Raw genomic sequence first — 18,363 nt, forward strand, 5'->3', positions numbered from 1 at the left:
GTTCGGCTGCATCAGCAACACCGGCTGCGGCTGAACCTGTGCTCATACCGCCACTTTCGCCTGCAAATGGCGGTGTTGTAATGGCGGGTCCACTATTACCCACTGATTTATTACCCGTTGATGCAAAACTCATGATATTTACTCCTTAAATATCAATTTAAAATAAAGCTCTTGGCGGCCAGAAGAAATAAGAAATAACTTGCCACTGCCCATTATTATAATGAAAGAAACAGGTCAAATTTAAATCCTCATTCAAATTCCAGAGCATTTCTTTGATCTGAACATTCCTGAATTCAGGATTCGTCGAACGGTAAGTATTTTCAATACCAATGGAATATTCTCCGACAAATTCGTAACGAGGTTTGATAAACTCATGAGTCGGACGTCCATATTTATTAATAAAAAAACCTTCAAACTCTCCGTTCTTTATATAACTTTTTTGCTCATACACTGGAGGTTGAGCTAAAGATCGCCCTCCTGTAGTAACGATTATAAACAACAGCATCAAAGCAAAAAAAACTTGTTCATTTTTTAACTCCACAAGCGAGAAGCTTGTATCAGGAATTATTACATCCAACTGTACTGAAATACCATCAAGATAACGTTCCCGAAGCTCCGTGCCAATATTCATCACACCATCAATATCCCAGCCATATATATCATTCGCCACTCTTAACCCATTCAATGAAAATCCATTCCCTTCCATCAAAGATAAATAATTGGTATCAAAACTTTCAGATGGTTTTGGCAGATCATACTCATCTTCAAGATATAAAAGTGTGTGCCCTATCTCATGCATTACTGATGTTCGGGTACGACATACATTCAGAATATCAGAACATCGCTCCATTCTTTCCACATCATTTGAATCAAGCTGAATAAATCTATTTTTCCATTGAACAAAAGTATAACTATCAACTCCAGGATTAACTTTTGTCACAGATACATTCCAGTGAGCACCGTATTCCACTGAAATTATTACTATATTAAAAGGTAATTTTTCCCCTGAAATTTTTTAGAAAAATCAGAGTCACCCGAAACAGAATAGAATATTTTTCCATTCCATTCATGGCACACAATCGCATGAACACTAGAGATAAACTTTGATTTCTCAGTGAGGGTCCAGTCATTGCTTACATTATCATCTTTCAGCCAGGTATATTTCCATCGTATTTCTAATACAATATCTCCTGTTACAAAATTTATTCTGGCCTTTCCAAGGAGAGTATCCTGTGTGAAGCAGGATCCCTCAATCTCAGTTCTGGCATAATATTCAGCCAGTTGGCTATTAGGATCATACTGTATTTTACTCATTTTATTCCCCGTACAAGCCAGTCCTGAACTGTATTGTTTAATTTTCAGAACATTTTATCTCTCTCCCACCAGCCGTAGCGCATCCACATACAGCCCTTCGCTGCTCTGCCATCTGTTCGACTACCACTGGTTGCGGCTGAGCCTGCGCTCATACCGCCACTTTCGCCTGCGATTGGCGGTGTGGTAACGGCGGGTCCACGATTCCCCACTGATTTATTACCCGTAGATACAAAGCTCATGATATTTGTTCCTTTAATATCGGATTAAAATACTGCCCCTGGCGGCCAGAAAAAAATAATAAACAGCCTGTTTTTTCATTCTAATAATGAAAAAAAACAGGTTAAATTTAAATTATTCAACTTCATAAACATTTATCTAATGAGAATATTTTTATATTCAAAACTTTTGAATAGCATACCGTTCTATCCTCCTATCCTCCTATCCTCCTATCCGAGAAGATATCACATTATCACCTTTATTAAGTTTGCAATTTTATTCTTGCATTCGTACATAAATACATGCATAACTTTACTAACCTTAACATTCCCACTCATCATAAATATAAGTCAAAGAAAACTTAAAAACTCCATAACCAATTAGGAAAGCTAGAATACCACCCCCTCCCCATAAAAATCGGCAGGGATGATGAGAACCAAAAAAACACCATAGAGAAAAAATAATACTAATAAATCCAATGGTCATACCTATTGCACATAAAATACGCGAAACAATAATCAAAATAAACTCTTTTAGACTCATAACCCACCAAAGAAACATTCACAAATCTCTTTAAATTTTCCCGAATCCTGCTCACTGACTTTACAGGCTATTTCGAATGGCTCGACGATGTTCTCTACCAGAAAATACAGAAGATCCAGATCCCCTGCATCTCTCAACTGTATATACATCCTGGGATTTTTTCTTTCAAGATCTCTTGATGTATAAATGGATCGTGATGCTTCGGCACCCATCCACAACATAGTCCCCAGACCTAAACCAGAAAAAAAACGTCCGACCGCATTAGTGGTAATTACCGCCCCCAACTTTACTCCAGTTAAGGATGAAAAAATAAACTTACCAGACAGATTTCCCGACACATCTCGAGCAACATGGGCTACATTCGCCATATCAACGCGCGAAATAAAGTCATCAATAAAAAAACCAATAACACGCTCAATGACATCCCATCTCAGAATATCCCTTTTTATCAGACACACGAATCTATATTTATCATCTTCATTTTCTCTTCGATGTTCGGTATCGGTAAAATCATATCCGAGGTACCCCAAACTAACCGGAAAAGAAATAACCCCTTTGACGATGCTGGTTAAAATACCGGAGCTATCAACATCAATGGACTCCAGCATATCTTTGGCAATCTCTTTGGCACTCTTCAAACCAGCCACCTTTTTATTAAAATAGATTACAGTCGCTATCAGATCCGTTTAACGTCGCAGGATTTATTTTTTTCCAGCCAGCCGTAGCGCATCCACATACCGCCCCTCGCTGTTCTGCTGCCAGAACCAGCCCTGCCCTTGTTGTGCCTGCGCCAACATTTTGTCCGGCCAGCCCGGCCACGGCAGGTGGCGCACGCCGGGCAGTTCCACTACCGGCGCGTCCGGCAGCCCGGTGAGTTCCCGGCTACGCCGCGGCACACGTCGTAAACCTCGCAACCACTGCGCCCAGCGCGGCCCCGGTCGCCACATCGCCCAGAGCTGGTCTGTCTGCTCTGCCAGTCGCCCGCACCGTTCCGACTGTGGTGCCACCTGCGCCGCCGTCAACCGCGCCAGCCAGTACAGCCAGCCCTGTGTGTCATCCAGGCTCTCTTCCAGCCATTCCCGCCCGGCACGCTGGTAAATCACCAGCGGCCACGGTCTGCCCGTGCTGTCACGCGAGGCGGTCAGGACCCCGGTCAGCCACTCATCACGCCCACCAGTGGGTAAAAATCCCGGCGACATTACAAAGCTCCACGGCAGCGGATGGTGTTCCGGCACCGCCGTTTTCTCACGCGGTGACAGGTGCATCCAGCCGTCATTTTCTCCGGCCTTCGCAGCATCCGTTCCTTCCGGCAGAACAATATTTCGCCCCTTTCCCAGCCACGTCTGCTGGTTCAGCCACGCCTGCCACACCTGCCCTTCGTCCGCGCTCACCCGCCAGCGCACGTAGTCCCGCTGATCCGGTAGTCTGCCAAACATCGCCGGAGCCGATACTGCCGTAGCGCGGCGCATCAGAGAATCCTCGTAGGGCAACTGAAGTTTTGCAGCAGCTCGCGATCCACCGGGTCAAAATCCCGTCCGGCGGTGATTTCCAGCACCACCCGCCGTCCGTCAAAATTGTATTCCACCTGCTGCGTTCCCCGTACCGCCGTCTCCTGCGCCGTCCCGGCATCCAGCAGGTGAAACAGCGCCCACGGTCCATTAGTCAGTAGCGTCGAGGTGTCCTGGCGAATGCGCGGACTGGCGGTGATTTCTGCCATTGAGCCATTTCGCGGCCCCGGCCAGTTCACTTTCAGCGGCCTGACCGGGCCGTGAGCGTAACGCAGCACCTGACCGTCAATATCAATCACCAGTTCGGTGATTGCCGGGTCCATATCCACCACCCGCACCTGCATCGCCCAGGAAAACTTTTTCCCGCCTTCCCCATTAAAAAAAACGCTGCGGATCTGTTTCGCCTCCTGAAACGGCTTCAGGTCCGGCCCCTGTAAGGTCATGTTGCCTTCGGTCGGTTTGTAGCGCCACGGGTTGCTGGCGGTATCCGCCAGCGGGGCCAGTTGTTTGGTCCAGAACGCATCCAGCACGCCACCGCTGGCAAAGATACGGTTAAAATCGTCCGCGCTGACCTCCTGCGGGCTGTCGGTAAAGGGGTAGCGCCCGTCAATGGCGTCACGACACTCATCGCCGATCACCGCTTCCATCTGCGCGTTCAGCACTTCACCGGTGCCGGCGTTGATTTTTCGCGTTCCCTGCTGCGTGAGATCCAGCAGAATATTTTTCAGCGGCGCGGGCAGTTTTGCCGCCTCCAGTTGCAGTTTATCCGCCGCCGAAATGCGGCCCGGCAGGGTGCTCGCCGCCAGCGCGCTGTCGGCGATGGTAAGTTGGGTGTAATATTCATTGAGCATTGTCAGCAGCGAATTTAACTGCGGCGTACCGCCGCCCTGCCCGCTGTCTGTCCGCCCGGAAACCACTTCCCGCAGCGCGGCGAAACGGTCATCCACCAGCGATTTTTCCAGCCGCTCTTCCGGGTGGATGTCCTGCAACAACTTTGCCGTCTGCACCGCTTTTCCTGCATTGCCGGAAAGCCGGTCCTGCGCGCGCTGGGCCATCTGTTTTTGTCTGGCCTGCGCATCCAGTGGCGGTACCAGCGTGGTCTGCTCCACCACCGCTTTACTCAGGCGCATCAGTGGGGAATCCGGCGAGGCCAGGGTACGCAGCACCTGAAGGTCATATGCCAGTCCGGGACTGCCGTCTTCCCCGGCGCTGTTGATGCTGTGAATGCTTGCCAGAAAATCCTGCCAGCGGCGGGCATATTCCGCCAGGTACAGGCGGCGTACCTCACGGGTAACCGGGAGTTCCTGCCCCGGCAACTGGCTCATCACAATATCAGTCGTTTTTTTTTGCGCACTTTCCCGGCCCATCACCCAGGCGTCGTCCGCTGATGCGGTGGCGACAAACTCCGCCAGCCGTTTGTCGAACAGTTCCCGGTAGCCTTCGCGGGTAAAGATGCCGGGCACGCCCCGATCCAGCGGCGCGCCATCCGTGCGGACAAAAACCGTTCCCGCATCCGCGCCCACCGCGCGAACCAGCGAAAACTCCTGCGGTGCTTCACTCTCCATGGAAGCCAGGGCTCGAGTATAGATACGCTCGGTGCTGGTATGGCCGTCAAGGAAAGCCCGCGCCATGCGGATCAGTCCCTCATCTTTTTCATAAGGCGAATGCACCACGCGGCTGCCGTCAAACAGGGCGTCAATATGCTCCAGCACGGCTGCGCGACCGCCAAATTCCGCCACGCTGTCGCGGTTATCCAGATCGTTGAGTACCCAGGCGTGTATCTCCGCCGCGTTGTATTTATCCTCATGGTCCTTATCGAGGTTCAGCAGCAGATAAACATGCAGGGCGTCATAGGCGGCTTTGCTGTCCTGACGCGCAATCGCATCCGAAAGCACGTATTCCATGCGTTTCACCAGCGGCGGGAGCAGTAGCTGGTCCAGCAGGCGGTCATACAGGGATGCGACGCTCTCCATCACTGGCGGGACGCTGTAAAGACCATAACGCCAGGCCATCGGAGGCGAGTCCGGGTCCAGTCCCGGCCAGGCAGACAAGGCCCGCGCCTGGTTCAGTAATGCGGGAACTGGCTGCATGGCGGGCTTTCCGGTCCAGGCTTTGACCTCACCCTCCAGTTGGGCCGTGCGGCTGGCGATTTCATTCAGATAACCGCTGTTACCCTGCCGGCTGCCCTGCATGCCCTGCCACAGCCAGAAAGCCAGCGCCAGTACCAGCAGATGCCCGCCGGTATGCAGCAGGCGGTAACGCCAGGCCCACTGGAGGTTCGGCTCCACCAGGTGCGCTTCGCGGAAGATAAACTGCGTCAGCAGATCGTGCAGAAAATAGCTGCGGTTGCCGTCCGGCAGGGTATGGGACGGGGAATCCGCCTTCCCTTTGATCGCCCGGACAAAACGCGCCCAGATGCCCGACTGGTCAGCCACGGCGTCTGCCTGCGCCTGTGCGGCGCTGGTGAAAAATACGCCACGCAGCGTGTTGTTAAGCTGGGTGGCGTCGAATTTTGAATCGAGGAAGATCTGTTCAATGGCTTCCAGTAATGGCGCGCCCAGCGCGGCAAATTCACGCGGGAAACGGTACAGCCGCTGGCGGCTTTTCAGGTCGTACTCTTCCTGCAACCGGGTATCCAGCCCCTGATCCAGCCGCAGCGTCAGGTCTGCCAGTTCCCGTTCGCAAAGCGCGTGCAGTGACTGCGGATTGTCCCTGTTATGTTTGCGACTGTAAGGGAGCGTGAAGCCCCAGACCTGCGCGCGCAGGTGGCTGGTCAGCCCGTGAAAATACTCCGTAAATCCCGGCAGCAGATCCATTTTGGTGACCACCAGATAGACGGGGAAGCGGATCCCCAGCGTCTCCCGCAGTTCTGCCAGCCGCGCACGCAGGGCTGCACAGGCGGCCAGCCGTTCCGCCGGGGACTGCGCGGTCAGATCCGCCACGTTCAGCGTCAGGATCACGCCGTTCAGCGGCGCGCCGGGGCGGTGTTTACGCAGCAGCCCCAGAAAACCCTGCCACTCTCCGGCGTTACGCTGTGTCGCGCTGATTTCACCGCCGTCATCGTGGCGGGCATAGCGCCCGGCGGTATCAATCAGCACTGCCTCGTTAGTGAACCACCAGTCGCAGTGCAGCGTGCCGCCGCCGGGTACGGTGAGGATATGCGCGGTCTGCTCCATCTGCTCCGCCAGCGGAAACTGTAATCCGGTGTTAAGCAGCGCGGTGGTTTTACCATCGCCGGGGCTGCCGATGACCATAAACCACGGCAATTCATACAGGAAGCGCTTCCCTTCCAGGATCTTACGCCAGCCAGGCAGGTCCACCCGCAGTTGTTTCAGTTGCCGGATGGCGCGGTTGACAATATGGCTGACGGTGCGCAGGTCGGCTTTAATTTCCCCGGCCACCGGCACGTCTTCCCCGCGCGGATGCAGGAAACGACGCAGCAGTTGTTCATCCAGGCGCAGCGCCCGCCACAGCCGGTACAGGCCGTACAGCGCATAAGTCAGCAGGATCAGGCCGATAAGCGTCAGACGCAGCCACAGTGGCGCAAACGGACGAATGTCACCGAAGGCCAGCAGGGGTGAAACAAAACCGATGACCAGGCACAGAACCGTCACGCCAATGATGCTCATCGACCAGTTCACCAGCCACAGTGCGAGGAACATCAGTAACAGAACGATGGTGACTACCCGACTACCCACGGACGCGAGCGGATGCAGGGTATCAAACGCGACCAGCGGCCCGATTAACCAGACCAGCAATGCCAGTACCGCCACGCCGACAACAGCCAGCGCGCGGCGGGAAAACAGCAGATTGAGAAATTTTTGCATTATTGTTCAGAACTCCACATTGTAATCAACAACAATAAAAGGCCACAAGCTGAAAATGTTTTCCCTATTCAGCACAAAAAAAAGATGGCAATCCGAAAAATCAATAAACCTGAAAAATAAAATTTCGCAGCATCATTTTATTTACATCATCCCGCAACAACGTTGTCATTATTAGGTTTATGCTCAATATTTTAATTTATATACAGAATCATTCGAGTTGCATCAAGGCGGCAAGCGAGAGGATTCCAAATCATTTATCCCGGTAAGTGACTCGGGCGAACGAGTGCAGTCAACGCAGAGGCAACCTGAAGGATAAGGTGTACACATCAAAATTCTCTGGATAGAATAATATAGCCATTGAATCTTACGGAACACTCATTTTCATTAATAAGGCCGGATGCAATAAAAACATCTTCCCCCCTATTATTGTTAATGTAGGTATATTTTACCACAATAGACCTGGCATGATTTTCATAGTAGCTATCAAAATACGATTTTTCATCTAACATTGCCTGCTTATTTCTGGCTTTGTCCTTCTCATAATCAATTTTAGCCAGAGACTCTGCATAAATTTTAGACACAGGAGAAACATCAAGAACTTCTACCCTTGTTTTATCTCTTAAAATAGTAGAAGAATTTATATTCAAATCAGTTTTCATTGCATCAAATAACGACAACTCTATTGAGGCTCCAACCGTAGCGCAACCATCATTTTGTGCATATGAAATTGCAGGTATGCCAGCTAACAGGCAGATTATTACCTTGAACATATTAGTCCTCAACCACTAATATTTTATCAGTACTGGCAGCAATAACCTTGCGATAAGGTAAATCCAGAATTATACAGCCATCAGAGGCTTCTCCTGGATGGGCTGAACTTTCTCCGTGTATCATGAAACCATCACGCCCGCACATTTGATTTTCGGGGTAAGGCGTGAGCCTCATCGTCCATGCTCTTGTTCTGGCATGAAAAAATGCAGGTCCAATTGTATATGTACCTCTTGGTAATGGTCCCTTATCTCTTACACACTCATTAACAGAGTCATCTTTAAAACCCGGTCTGCCAGAATATCTGGCATTGAACTGATAGCTACCATTTAAATGAAATGAACGTGCATTAATTTTGTATACCCAAGGCAATACACAATCTCCTTTTTGTTAAAAAATAATAGTCAGATCAGAACACCATATTTTATGGTCAGTTTTCTGACCTGACCATAGTCATATTAATTCACTCCACCACCAGAATTTCCACCCGGCGGTTCTGCGCTCGTCCGGTTTTAGTGCGGTTATCGGCCACCGGCACGGTATCTCCTTTCCCGACAACCCGGATCCGGCTGGCGGGGACACCGCCGGATGTCAGCAGCGTAGCCACTTCCGTAGACCGTTTTTCCGACAACACCTGGTTGGACGGGAATTCAGCGGAATGGATCGGCTGGCTGTCCGTGTGGCCGGTCACCGTCACCGCGCCGCCCACACGCGCAATCTCACGCGCGGCCTTATCAATTACCGGGCGCAGCGCGTCATTCACCGTTTTCTGCCCCGGCACAAACATGGTGTCGCCACGGAAGACCACCCGGCTGTGATGATCATCCTCCTCCACCGTCAGCAGGCCACGGGCGATTTCGTTCGCCAGCAGGATTTTCAGCCGCAGTTTGTGAACAGGGACGGGCGGCGGCGGCAGGTGTTTACCAATGGCGTCGATACGCTGCTGTACGGTTTCGGTGGCGAGGCTCATCCGGTGGCTGTAAAGGCCAAACAGCGTCAGCATCACCAGCAGGGCTATTCCGGCGCTCAGCCAGACCGGTACCCGGCGCATCCGCCGCATCCGTCCGCTGACAGCGCCGGTAAACCCCGGCGAGAGCGTCGGCGTGACCGGATCGCGGCGCTGGACCAGCTGGGTCAACAGTTGCTGGCGGATATCGTCCAGTTGCTTGCGACCGTCCGGGCGCACGCTGTAGCGGCCTTCAAAACCCAGCCCCAGTATGTGGTAAATGATTTCCAGCACATCGCTGTGCTCCTGGAAGCTGGTGGCCAGACGACCAATTATCTGAAACAGCTTGATGCCGCCTTCACTTTCACCATGAAAAGTCACCAGCAGGCTTTTCCCGGCCCAGACACCGCGTCGCCCCCAGACGGTGTTGTTGGCGGCTTCGTCCAGCGCCGTACACAGGCAGTAGCGCACCGCCAGCACATGTTCGCGGCGCAGGTTTGCCTGGTCGCATAACGTCTGATACCGGCGAACTTCACGCTCCAGCAGGGCACGGTAATGTTCGACAAAAGCAGGAGCAAGTTCGCGGGGCATCTGCGCCAGTGCGCATAACAGAGGGCTTGCCGCCGCTAAAAGAGGATTCACGGCAGCGGTAATTTCAGCCAGCCGGAGCTTCATATCCGGGCCGTCGTCAACCACTACCTTTACATCCTCCCAGCGAAAGTTGTCCTGTATGGGCGCGTCGTAACCGTCATTGTCGGGCGGTTTTCCCCCACCGGCTGATGGCTGAAAGGGCAGGGTATTTGCCGCTGGCGGCGTCAGAATATCGTCGGTCATTTATCGCGCACTCCCCACAGTTCCATCTCCAGCCCCGGAAACTCTCCGGCGGTATGCATCGCCATGCCGCCATAGCGGGCGATATGTTCCCACAGCACGCCGTCGCGGCGGATATCGTAATAAATGTACCCGGACTGGAACGGGATCTGACGCGGCGGCACCGGCAGCACCTGTAATGTCAGCCCCGGCAGGTGCGAGCGGATCAGTTCCGGCAGGCGTTCGGACGGCCCGATTTTGGTCTGGGCGGAAAAATGTTGCAGCAGGGCGTCGGCGGACATCTGCGCCTTCACCGCCAGCACCAGCGCGCTGAAACCCGACAGCTCGGAAGGTTGAACCACCGCATTGAGAATGCCGTAAGTGCCCTCCTCCAGGGTGATTCGCTGCGCCCCGCGGATCAGCACGGCATTCAGCAGGTACTGCACCTCGTCCACCACCGATTTCAGCCCGGCATAGGGCGTCAGGTGCTTATATTCTTGATATTCTTCCGGGCGGCGCGTCTGCGGGCGCACGTAGGTGGAGAGTTCGCCAGCCAGCTCGGACAGGTAACGGTAGAGCACCTCCGGCGACAGCGGCGTTTTCGCCAGATGGATCAGTAACGGTCCGAAGCGATTGAGAATTTGCAGCAGCAGGTAATCCGATACTTCCGCCGCCTCATGGCCGTGTTTATCACTGCCCGTCAGTCGCTGCGCCAGTGAATCCGCGCGCATTTTGATCAGATCGTTGATCCACGACAGCCAGGTGCATATCAGCGCACTGGCCTGGTAGTTCGCCACCGGCGGGATCAAATCTTTGTCAATATCGACCCGGCCATCGGGGTGCAGCGCCGTGATGCGCGTCAGCGGCAGGCCGATCCACGCATCCGTCACCGCTTTTTCCGGCAACAGCCGCAGACGCAGGTGGCTGAGCTGCAACAGTTGTGCGCCGCGCCCGAGCGAGTTGGCATCGCGGATTTCATTTTCGTGCACTGAAAAGCGCGCCAGCGATTCCGGGTTATTGTCGAAGCTGGTTTCTTCGCTGTTCGGCGTGCGTACCGGCACCGCCAGGCAAATCTGCTGGTTAAGGTGTTCCGGTAAAATAGTCAGCGGGGGTGGAAGGGGTGTATGGCCCGGCGCATTAAACGGCGTACCGTCGGCAAACACTCCGGCAGCCTCTGTCAGTACCAGTTTGCCGATGTTCAGCGCCTCACTGTCAATGCCGTATTCACTGAAGCCCCAGAAAAAGGGCGACAGCGGCAGGCTGCGGTAATGGATGACATGTTCCAGATAGCGTTCCTGCTGCTGAAACATCTGCGGCAGCAAAAACTGCCCTTCACTCCAGACCACCCGGTTATTCCAGCTCATAATTTACTCATCCCGTTCTTTAATCACGATGGCGCTCTGCTCTATTCCGGCATCCAGTTCCACTTTTTTCTTCGGCATAAAGCGGCTGTACCAGCTTTTTTCCGGGGGATCAGGGATTTTATACGTGGCCCGCCAGACCGATTTTCCCAGATTGCGGTATCCGGCCAGGATCCCCAGCGCCGTGGTTTCCTTATTGAGCGGATGGCGCAGTTTTTTCTCCTCGCCCGGACGCAGGATAAAGCTGTCACGATGGAGTAAATCATCGGCGAGAACGGCCTTGTCATTGTCCTGAAGCGACCACCAGTCTGCTGCCGTGAAAGCTGCATCATTTTTCAGTTCATAAACGCGTATCTCTATGGGCGCCGCTTTCTTCTGGTTGTCAGGATTCACCTTGTCGGAAGCCTTGATCGCCAAGTTGAGCCGCTGTGACAGAGGATCCGGCACGGCGTCGCTGTCACTGCCGCACCCGGACAGCAGGCAGACAAAAGACAAAGCTACCGCACATAACCACCCACCGGGGTTACGCCATTTATTCACTGTAATTTCCTTTAAAATCAAATAACAAAAACCGGCCTGGCCGTGTGCCGGGCCGGAAAAGCACCGCTTAAATCTCTTTGTTGGCCTTGAAGTCATAGCCTGCGGTGATGGTGCCGCCGCTGCCGCCCTGCTGGTTCTGCACCACGTATTCCTGTTTCACGGTGCTGAAAGAGAGTTCTATTGACTCACGAGAAGCAATTTCTCCCCCCTGACTCCCACTGGGCGAAACCATCGCTACGATCAAATCAGTAAAACTATATTTGAGGTACTCCAGCGGGTTGCCACCCGCTTTACGCATGGTCAGCACGGCTTTCGGAATGTGTTTGCCGGAGGCGCAGTATTTGAACAGGTTCGGACTGGCGCGATCGATATAGTGTTCAAATGAAAGATTAGTTACGGATACCTTGCCGGATCCCAGACCGCTACCCGCGTGCATGGTGGACTCCTGGTGGATATTCCAGCGCCAGCTCAACACCTCAATTTCATTTTTATGTTTGTCATCCATTGACTCGCCGTCAATGCCGTCAATTTTCAGAAAAATATCATAAGACATATTTCATACCTTTTTTATTTAAATTAATTTTGATTTATCCGCTTACAAATAAACCATTACTTTACAACACTCTTCCACATATGGAATCGGCAGAACAAAGGATTGAATATATTTCATTTCTTAACACTCCTGGAAATCAACTCATCCAATTCATTTCCATGAATGAAATCTATACATTTCATAGTGCTGAAGTCTGATGCTATTGAACCATCATATTTTAATGATGCATATTTTCTCGCTATCGCATCTATTTCACGATAAATTTCTACAGGTTGCTGGCCATATTCAAGATAAGCACTAGCTGTAGCTCTGGCATCATCCTGAACGGCATCATTTTTATACACCAATGACAAACAATGACTCAAAGCCCAATTGCGTAAGAGCTCTGACTGAGAATATTTTTCAGTCAATGCTTCCTGAGCATAAGATAATTGACATATCTGTAGCCCACAGAGGCCCCAAAATATTAATTTAAGCCATTTCATGGTAGTACCCACAGGATTCCGACTTCAGGAACAAATGTTCCATTATCTGGATCATTTAGTAGATGACATTGATCTGAACAAACGCTACCATTCCATAATGTTACATGTCCCCGAGCATTGCTCCAGCCATGGCCTTTTACAACAATGATGCCTTTTTTACCTGTAAAGTCACCAGGAGTTGGATTATTAATGACAAGATCTGGCTTCCCCATAATCTGGGTCAGATGTTCAATCATATCATTCACGCGATAAATATAAAATTTCTTATCAGAACCACTAACCTTTGCATAGGGAGAACTACGGGATATCGGAAATCCCGTAGCATTCAAAACATAACTCATACGAATTGGACAAGCATTTTCAAAATAGCCACCTGAAATATTTTGCCCTATATTTCCGCCAATTATACGACCGACATCAGTAACGGGAAAATTCACTTTTCCAAATGCCGACCATGCCTCATTAAATGAAGGTCTACCCATTTTCTTTACCCTCTAAAAAATCTGCATCACAAGCTTTATGAAATATAATAAATCAGGCGTTACCCTGTTTTACCGACGGCAGTTTTGTGACCAGACGCAGCGACCCCGTTAATCCTTCAAGCTGGAAATGCGGACGCAGGAAGAATTTGGCATCGTAATACCCCGGATTACCTTCCACCTCTTCCACCACCACTTCAGCCGCCGCCAGCGGGCGACGGGCTTTGGTTTCCTGCGAGGAGTTCACCGGATCGGCGTCAACGTAGTTCATGATCCACTCATTGAGCCAGCGCTGCATATCTTCACGCTCTTTAAACGAACCGATCTTGTCGCGCACGATGCATTTGAGGAAGTGCGCAAACCGTGAGCAGGCGAACAAATAGGGCAGTCGGGCGGAGAGATTGGCGTTGGCCGTGGCGTCCGGGTCGTAATATTCCTGCGGTTTTTGCAGCGACTGCGCACCAATAAAGGCTGCGTAATCGGAGTTTTTGCGGTGGATCAGCGGGATAAAGCCATTTTTCGCCAGCTCCGCTTCACGGCGGTCAGAGATGGCGATTTCCGTCGGGCATTTCATGTCCACGCCGCCGTCGTCGGTCGGGAAGGTATGACAAGGCAGGTTTTCCACCGCGCCACCGGACTCCACTCCACGGATCAACGTACACCAGCCGTAATGTTTGAAGGAGCGGTTGATATTCACGCCCATCGCATAGGCGGCGTTGCTCCAGACGTATTTGCTGTGGTCTGCGCCGTCCGCTTCTTCTTCAAAAGCGAATTCGTCCACGGGGTTGGTTTTTGCGCCATAAGGCAGACGGGCGAGAAAACGCGGCATCGTCAGGCCGATATAGCGCGAATCTTCACTTTTACGCAGTGAGTTCCACGGGGCATATTCAAGATTCTGGGTGACGATTTTGGTCAGGTCACGCGGATTGGCCAGTTCCTGCCAGGAGTCCATCTGCAACACTGAGGGCGATGCGCCAGCGATAAACGGCGCATGGGCGGAGGCCGCCACTTTGGCAATGGAGCCGAGTAGATCCACATCCGGGGGCGTGTGATCGAAGTAATAATCAGCAATAACACATCCATAGGGTTCGCCGCCGAGTTGCCCGTATTCCGCCTCATACAGCTTTTTGAACAGCGGGCTTTGATCCCAGGCGATCCCTTTGTAACGCTTCATACTTTTCCGCAGTTCATCCTTTGACAGATTCATAAAGCGGATTTTGAGTTTTTCATCGGTTTCGGTGTTGAAAACCAGGTGTTCCATCCCGCGCCAGGAGGACTCCAGTTTCTGAAATTCCGGGTGGCTCAGGATCAGTTTGATCTGCTCCGTTAATTTGAAATCGATCTGTTCAATAATCGCGGCAATACTTTTATACGCATCGTCACTGACGGTGACGGCGTTTTCCAGCGCCTGTTGCGCCAGCGTCTGTACGGCGGCTTCAACGGCTTTTGCCGCCTGCTCGGTTTTGGGACGAAACGCCTGGTTCAGTAGTGCATCAAACTCACCGGATGTGTGCGTTGTCTCTCTGGCGACATCACCCGCCGCCTGCATGTGCTGTTCCATAAAAAATCCTTAAATTTCCGCAATTATTCCACTGAACCCGTGTCATCTGCCGGGTCATCATTCCCCGCCGAAGGCTTCGGCGCACTTGCCAGCGACTTCAGCAGCCCCGGATCCTGCAACAGTTTATTGATCAGGTTTTCCGCACCGGCTTTGCCATCCATATAGGATTGCAGGTTGGCGAGCTGGGTCCGGGCTTCCAGCAACTGTTTCAGCGGGTCCACCTTGCGGGCAATCTGCGCCGGTGAAAAATCGTCCATACTTTCCAGAGTCATATCGACCATTAACTGCCCTTCGCCCGTCAGCGTATTGGGGACGGCAAATGCCACGCGCGGCGCAATGGCTTTCATCCGCTCATTAAAATTATCGATATCAATATCAAGAAATTTACGATCGGTGACCGCTGGCAACTCTTCACGCGGTTTCCCGGCCAGATCGGCCAGCACCGCCATGACAAACGGCAGTTCGATTTTTTTCTCGGAGCCGTAAATCTCGACGTCATACTCAATCTGCACGCGAGGCGCGCGGTTGCGGGCAATAAACTTCTGCGCGCTGTTGTTGATAGCCATAATCCTTTATTTCCTTATCAGTCAGCCGGCGACCGCCAGGGGAGCGGTTCGACGGTACAGTTTAAAAATCACACAGCAAAGAGATCACCCGGCTGAACCGGTTTCAGGCGTCGTTTCAAAAATAATCCCTTCATCCTCATCAACACGAATGCGGATTTGCGTGATGGCCGTTTTCTCTGTCATCGCCTGCAACCAGTAACGGGACAGTTGTGGGAGGATATGTTGTTCGATATAGCCGATAAGCAAACGAGCGCCGGTTTCGTGCATCGGGCAGCGCGCCACAATATGCGCAATCAGTTCGTCGCCATACACCAGTGAAACGCCATGCTGCTCCGCCATCCGATCCATCAACCTGCCAAGATGCAAACGGGCAATAACGCCACGCGCCGTCTCATCCAGCGGCAGATAGGGGATAACCGTCACCCGCCCCAGGAAAGCCGCCGGGAAGTGTTTGCGTAACTCCGGCATTAACGCCTCTTTTAGCCCTGCCGAATCGGGCATCAGCGCCGGATCCTCACAGAGCTGGCTGATAAGCTCCGCCCCCGCGTTAGTCGTCAACAACAGCGTGGTATTTTTGAAATCGATGTGGACACCTTCGCCATCTTCCATCGCGCCCTTATCAAACACCTGGAAGAACAACTCGTGGACGTCGTGATGGGCTTTTTCGATTTCATCCAGCAGCACCACGCTCCAGGGGTGACGGCGTACCGCTTCCGTCAGCACGCCGCCTTCACCGTAACCGACATAACCGGGCGGTGCGCCTTTCAGCGTGGAAACGGTGTGGGACTCCTGAAACTCGCTCATATTGATGGTGATCAGGTTCTGCTCACCACCGTAGATGGCTTCCGCCAGCGCCAGCGCGGTTTCGGTCTTGCCGACACCGGACGGCCCGGCCAGCAGAAAGACGCCCACCGGTTTACGCGGATCGCCTAACCCCGCCCGCGCGGTCTGAATACGCTCACCAATCTGCGCCAGCGCAGCCGTCTGCCCGGTAACACGCTGCGCCAGACGGGCGGGCAGTTCCAGGATCTGACTGGCTTCATCTTTCACCATGCGTCCGGCGGGAATGCCGGTCCAGTCGGAGACAATCGCTGCCACCACGGCTGCACTGACTTCCGGGAACACCACGGGAACTTCGCCCTGCCAGGAACGCAATGTGGCTTCTGCCTGTTGCAGCGTGGTTTCGTCACGCTCACCAGGCTCGGCGGCACGCTGTTCCTGTAATCTGTGAACCAGTTCCAGTTCTTGCTGCCAGCGCGCATCCGCATCAGACAGCGCTTCTTGCAGTGAGACAATCCGTGCCGCCAGTGCATCGCCCTGCTCCGCGCGGATGCCCATTTTTTCCTGCTTTACCAACAGTTCCTGCTCCTGTTCGGCGGCGTTGAGCTGCTGTCGCAAATACTGGACATTCGCAGGCGGGGTATGCAACGACAGCGCCACGCGGGCCGCCGCCGTATCCAGCAGGCTGATGGCCTTGTCCGGTAGCTGTCGGGCCGGAATATAACGGTGAGAAAGCTGTACGGCGGCGCGCACGGCCTCATCAAGGATCAGGACGTCATGGTGTTTTTCCAGCGTGGTGACTAACCCGCGTACCATCTCAACAGCCGCAACCTCTTCCGGCTCTGCAACCTGCAATACCTGAAAACGCCGGGTCAGCGCCGGATCCTTTTCGATATGGCGTTTGTACTCGCTCCAGGTCGTTGCGCCGATGGTGCGCAGGGTGCCGCGCGCCAGCGCCGGTTTCAGCAGGTTGGCGGCGTCGCCCGTGCCGGATGTCCCGCCCGCGCCCACCAGGGTGTGAACCTCATCGACAAACAGAATAACCGGCTGTGGCGAACGCGCGGCCTCTTCCAGCAGCGCCTTCAGGCGGGATTCAAACTCGCCTTTCATGGATGCCCCGGCCAGCAGTGCTCCGACATCCAGCGACAGCAGCCGCACGTTACGCAGTGAAGGCGGCACTTCGTCCCCGGCAATCGCCAGCGCAAATCCTTCCACCACAGCCGTTTTCCCGACGCCCGCCTCGCCGGTCAGCAGCGGGTTGTTCTGGCGACGGCGCAGCAGAATATCGGTCATGGTGCGAATTTCGTGCTCGCGACCGGTGACCGGATCGATGCTGCCCTCACGAGCCAGTGCAGTCATATCCTGGCAGTATTTCGCCAGCGCGGATTTGCTTCCATCGGATCCGCCAGGCAGCGCCTGGCTGCTTTCCCCCGGCAACACGGACGGCAAATCTGAACCATCCCGGGCCTGCTCCTTCGCTTCCGGTGATGACGCAATAAGCGACGGCAGGCTGTCCGTCAGTTCATCCGCAGGGAGTGCAGCCAGCGGCGCACAGATAGTCTTCAGCACCCGGTGCAGCTCCGGCGTGGTCAGCCACGCCAGCAGCAACCAGCCGCTGCGGATCCTGGGGTCACCGTAGCGAATACTCGCCAGCATCCAGGCTTTTTCGATGGAGAGATCGATATGGTGGGAAAAATCACTGATGGCGCTGGCCCCGGCGGGCAGCATGTCCAGTTGCCGGAGCAATGCTTTTTCGACATCGGCGGAGGATATCCGGTAATGCCGGAGCACATGGTGAATATCGTTGTCCGTCTGCTGCATGAGCTGATGCAGCCAGTGAGTCAGTTCAACATAAGGATTGGAGCGTAATTTGCAAAACGCTGTCGCAGACTCCAGCGACCGGAACATCGGCCCGGTCAGTTTTCCATATAACGCACTACGCGAAACAGGGGCATCCATTCGTTACACCCGATGACATAAAAGTCCATATGAAGAGCACATAAATATATATGTACTCATTAATATTTCTCATTAACAGGATCATCAAAATGTACAAATGAAACAATGATGCAGATCACAGAATGGAATGCGCAATAGTGTTTAATA

Annotated in this window: 17 protein-coding genes and 1 pseudogene; all 18 read right to left on the reverse strand. The window is 52.9% G+C overall.

Going from position 1 to position 18,363, the window contains the following annotated elements; all coding sequences use genetic code 11:
* The coding region (locus DBY68_RS23160; RefSeq protein ID WP_233503922.1) for a hypothetical protein at positions 1-133 on the reverse strand (133 nt) is incomplete at its 3' end.
* A 24-nt stretch (positions 134-157) separates the two neighbouring features.
* Complete coding sequence (locus DBY68_RS22220) at positions 158-505, reverse strand: hypothetical protein (protein WP_108477195.1); 348 nt, start codon at positions 503-505, stop codon at positions 158-160.
* 476 nt (positions 506-981) lie between these two features.
* A complete protein-coding gene (locus DBY68_RS22225; protein ID WP_108477180.1) occupies positions 982-1,314 on the reverse strand; it encodes a hypothetical protein in 333 nt (110 codons plus the stop codon).
* Positions 1,315-1,442: 128 nt separating this feature from the next.
* Positions 1,443-1,553, reverse strand: a pseudogene (locus DBY68_RS23165) (hypothetical protein); the annotation flags it as partial.
* Positions 1,554-2,069: 516 nt separating this feature from the next.
* Positions 2,070-2,720, reverse strand: a complete 651-nt coding sequence (locus tag DBY68_RS22235) for a hypothetical protein (protein WP_349254584.1) — start codon at positions 2,718-2,720, stop codon at positions 2,070-2,072.
* A 54-nt stretch (positions 2,721-2,774) separates the two neighbouring features.
* Positions 2,775-3,542 carry a TagF domain-containing protein gene (locus DBY68_RS22240; protein WP_108477183.1) on the reverse strand — a complete coding sequence of 256 codons (768 nt, stop codon included), beginning with the start codon at positions 3,540-3,542 and terminating at the stop codon, positions 2,775-2,777.
* Entirely contained in the window at positions 3,542-7,408 is a 3,867-nt protein-coding gene (gene tssM, locus DBY68_RS22245; protein WP_108477184.1) for a type VI secretion system membrane subunit TssM, read from the reverse strand. Before tssM ends, DBY68_RS22240 begins: the two co-directional genes overlap by 1 nt.
* Positions 7,409-7,734: 326 nt before the next feature.
* Positions 7,735-8,178: a Shiga toxin A subunit gene (locus tag DBY68_RS22250; RefSeq protein WP_108477185.1), complete on the reverse strand. Its 444-nt coding sequence runs from the start codon at positions 8,176-8,178 to the stop codon at positions 7,735-7,737.
* A gap of 1 nt (position 8,179) precedes the next feature.
* Positions 8,180-8,548, reverse strand: coding sequence for a tlde1 domain-containing protein (locus tag DBY68_RS22255; protein WP_108477186.1), 369 nt, complete (start codon positions 8,546-8,548; stop codon positions 8,180-8,182).
* Positions 8,549-8,639: 91 nt separating this feature from the next.
* A complete protein-coding gene (gene tssL / locus DBY68_RS22260) occupies positions 8,640-9,956 on the reverse strand; it encodes a type VI secretion system protein TssL, long form (protein ID WP_108477187.1) in 1,317 nt (438 codons plus the stop codon).
* On the reverse strand, positions 9,953-11,296 hold the full coding sequence (gene tssK / locus DBY68_RS22265) for a type VI secretion system baseplate subunit TssK (RefSeq protein ID WP_108477188.1): 1,344 nt from the start codon (positions 11,294-11,296) through the stop codon (positions 9,953-9,955). The genes tssL and tssK overlap by 4 nt, the downstream gene beginning before the upstream one ends.
* Before the next feature lie 3 nt (positions 11,297-11,299).
* Complete coding sequence (tssJ, locus tag DBY68_RS22270) at positions 11,300-11,833, reverse strand: type VI secretion system lipoprotein TssJ (protein WP_108477189.1); 534 nt, start codon at positions 11,831-11,833, stop codon at positions 11,300-11,302.
* Between the two features lie 67 nt (positions 11,834-11,900).
* Positions 11,901-12,386 (reverse strand): Hcp family type VI secretion system effector, encoded by a 486-nt coding sequence (locus tag DBY68_RS22275; protein WP_108477190.1) that lies wholly within the window; start codon positions 12,384-12,386, stop codon positions 11,901-11,903.
* Positions 12,387-12,499: 113 nt separating this feature from the next.
* Entirely contained in the window at positions 12,500-12,871 is a 372-nt protein-coding gene (locus tag DBY68_RS22280; protein WP_000871595.1) for a T6SS amidase immunity protein Tai4 family protein, read from the reverse strand.
* Entirely contained in the window at positions 12,868-13,353 is a 486-nt protein-coding gene (locus DBY68_RS22285) for a type VI secretion system amidase effector protein Tae4 (protein ID WP_108477191.1), read from the reverse strand. Before DBY68_RS22285 ends, DBY68_RS22280 begins: the two co-directional genes overlap by 4 nt.
* Before the next feature lie 52 nt (positions 13,354-13,405).
* The gene (gene tssC, locus DBY68_RS22290) at positions 13,406-14,911 is read right to left on the reverse strand and encodes a type VI secretion system contractile sheath large subunit (RefSeq protein WP_108477192.1); all 1,506 of its coding nucleotides are present in this window, start codon (positions 14,909-14,911) and stop codon (positions 13,406-13,408) included.
* A 23-nt stretch (positions 14,912-14,934) separates the two neighbouring features.
* Positions 14,935-15,477, reverse strand: a complete 543-nt coding sequence (tssB, locus tag DBY68_RS22295) for a type VI secretion system contractile sheath small subunit (protein ID WP_108477193.1) — start codon at positions 15,475-15,477, stop codon at positions 14,935-14,937.
* Between the two features lie 84 nt (positions 15,478-15,561).
* Positions 15,562-18,216 (reverse strand): type VI secretion system ATPase TssH, encoded by a 2,655-nt coding sequence (tssH, locus tag DBY68_RS22300; RefSeq protein ID WP_108477194.1) that lies wholly within the window; start codon positions 18,214-18,216, stop codon positions 15,562-15,564.
* Positions 18,217-18,363: the final 147 nt, after the last annotated feature.

Origin of the sequence: Pseudocitrobacter sp. RIT415 (assembly GCF_003057695.2) — a bacterium.
GTDB lineage: Bacteria > Pseudomonadota > Gammaproteobacteria > Enterobacterales > Enterobacteriaceae > Pseudocitrobacter > Pseudocitrobacter faecalis.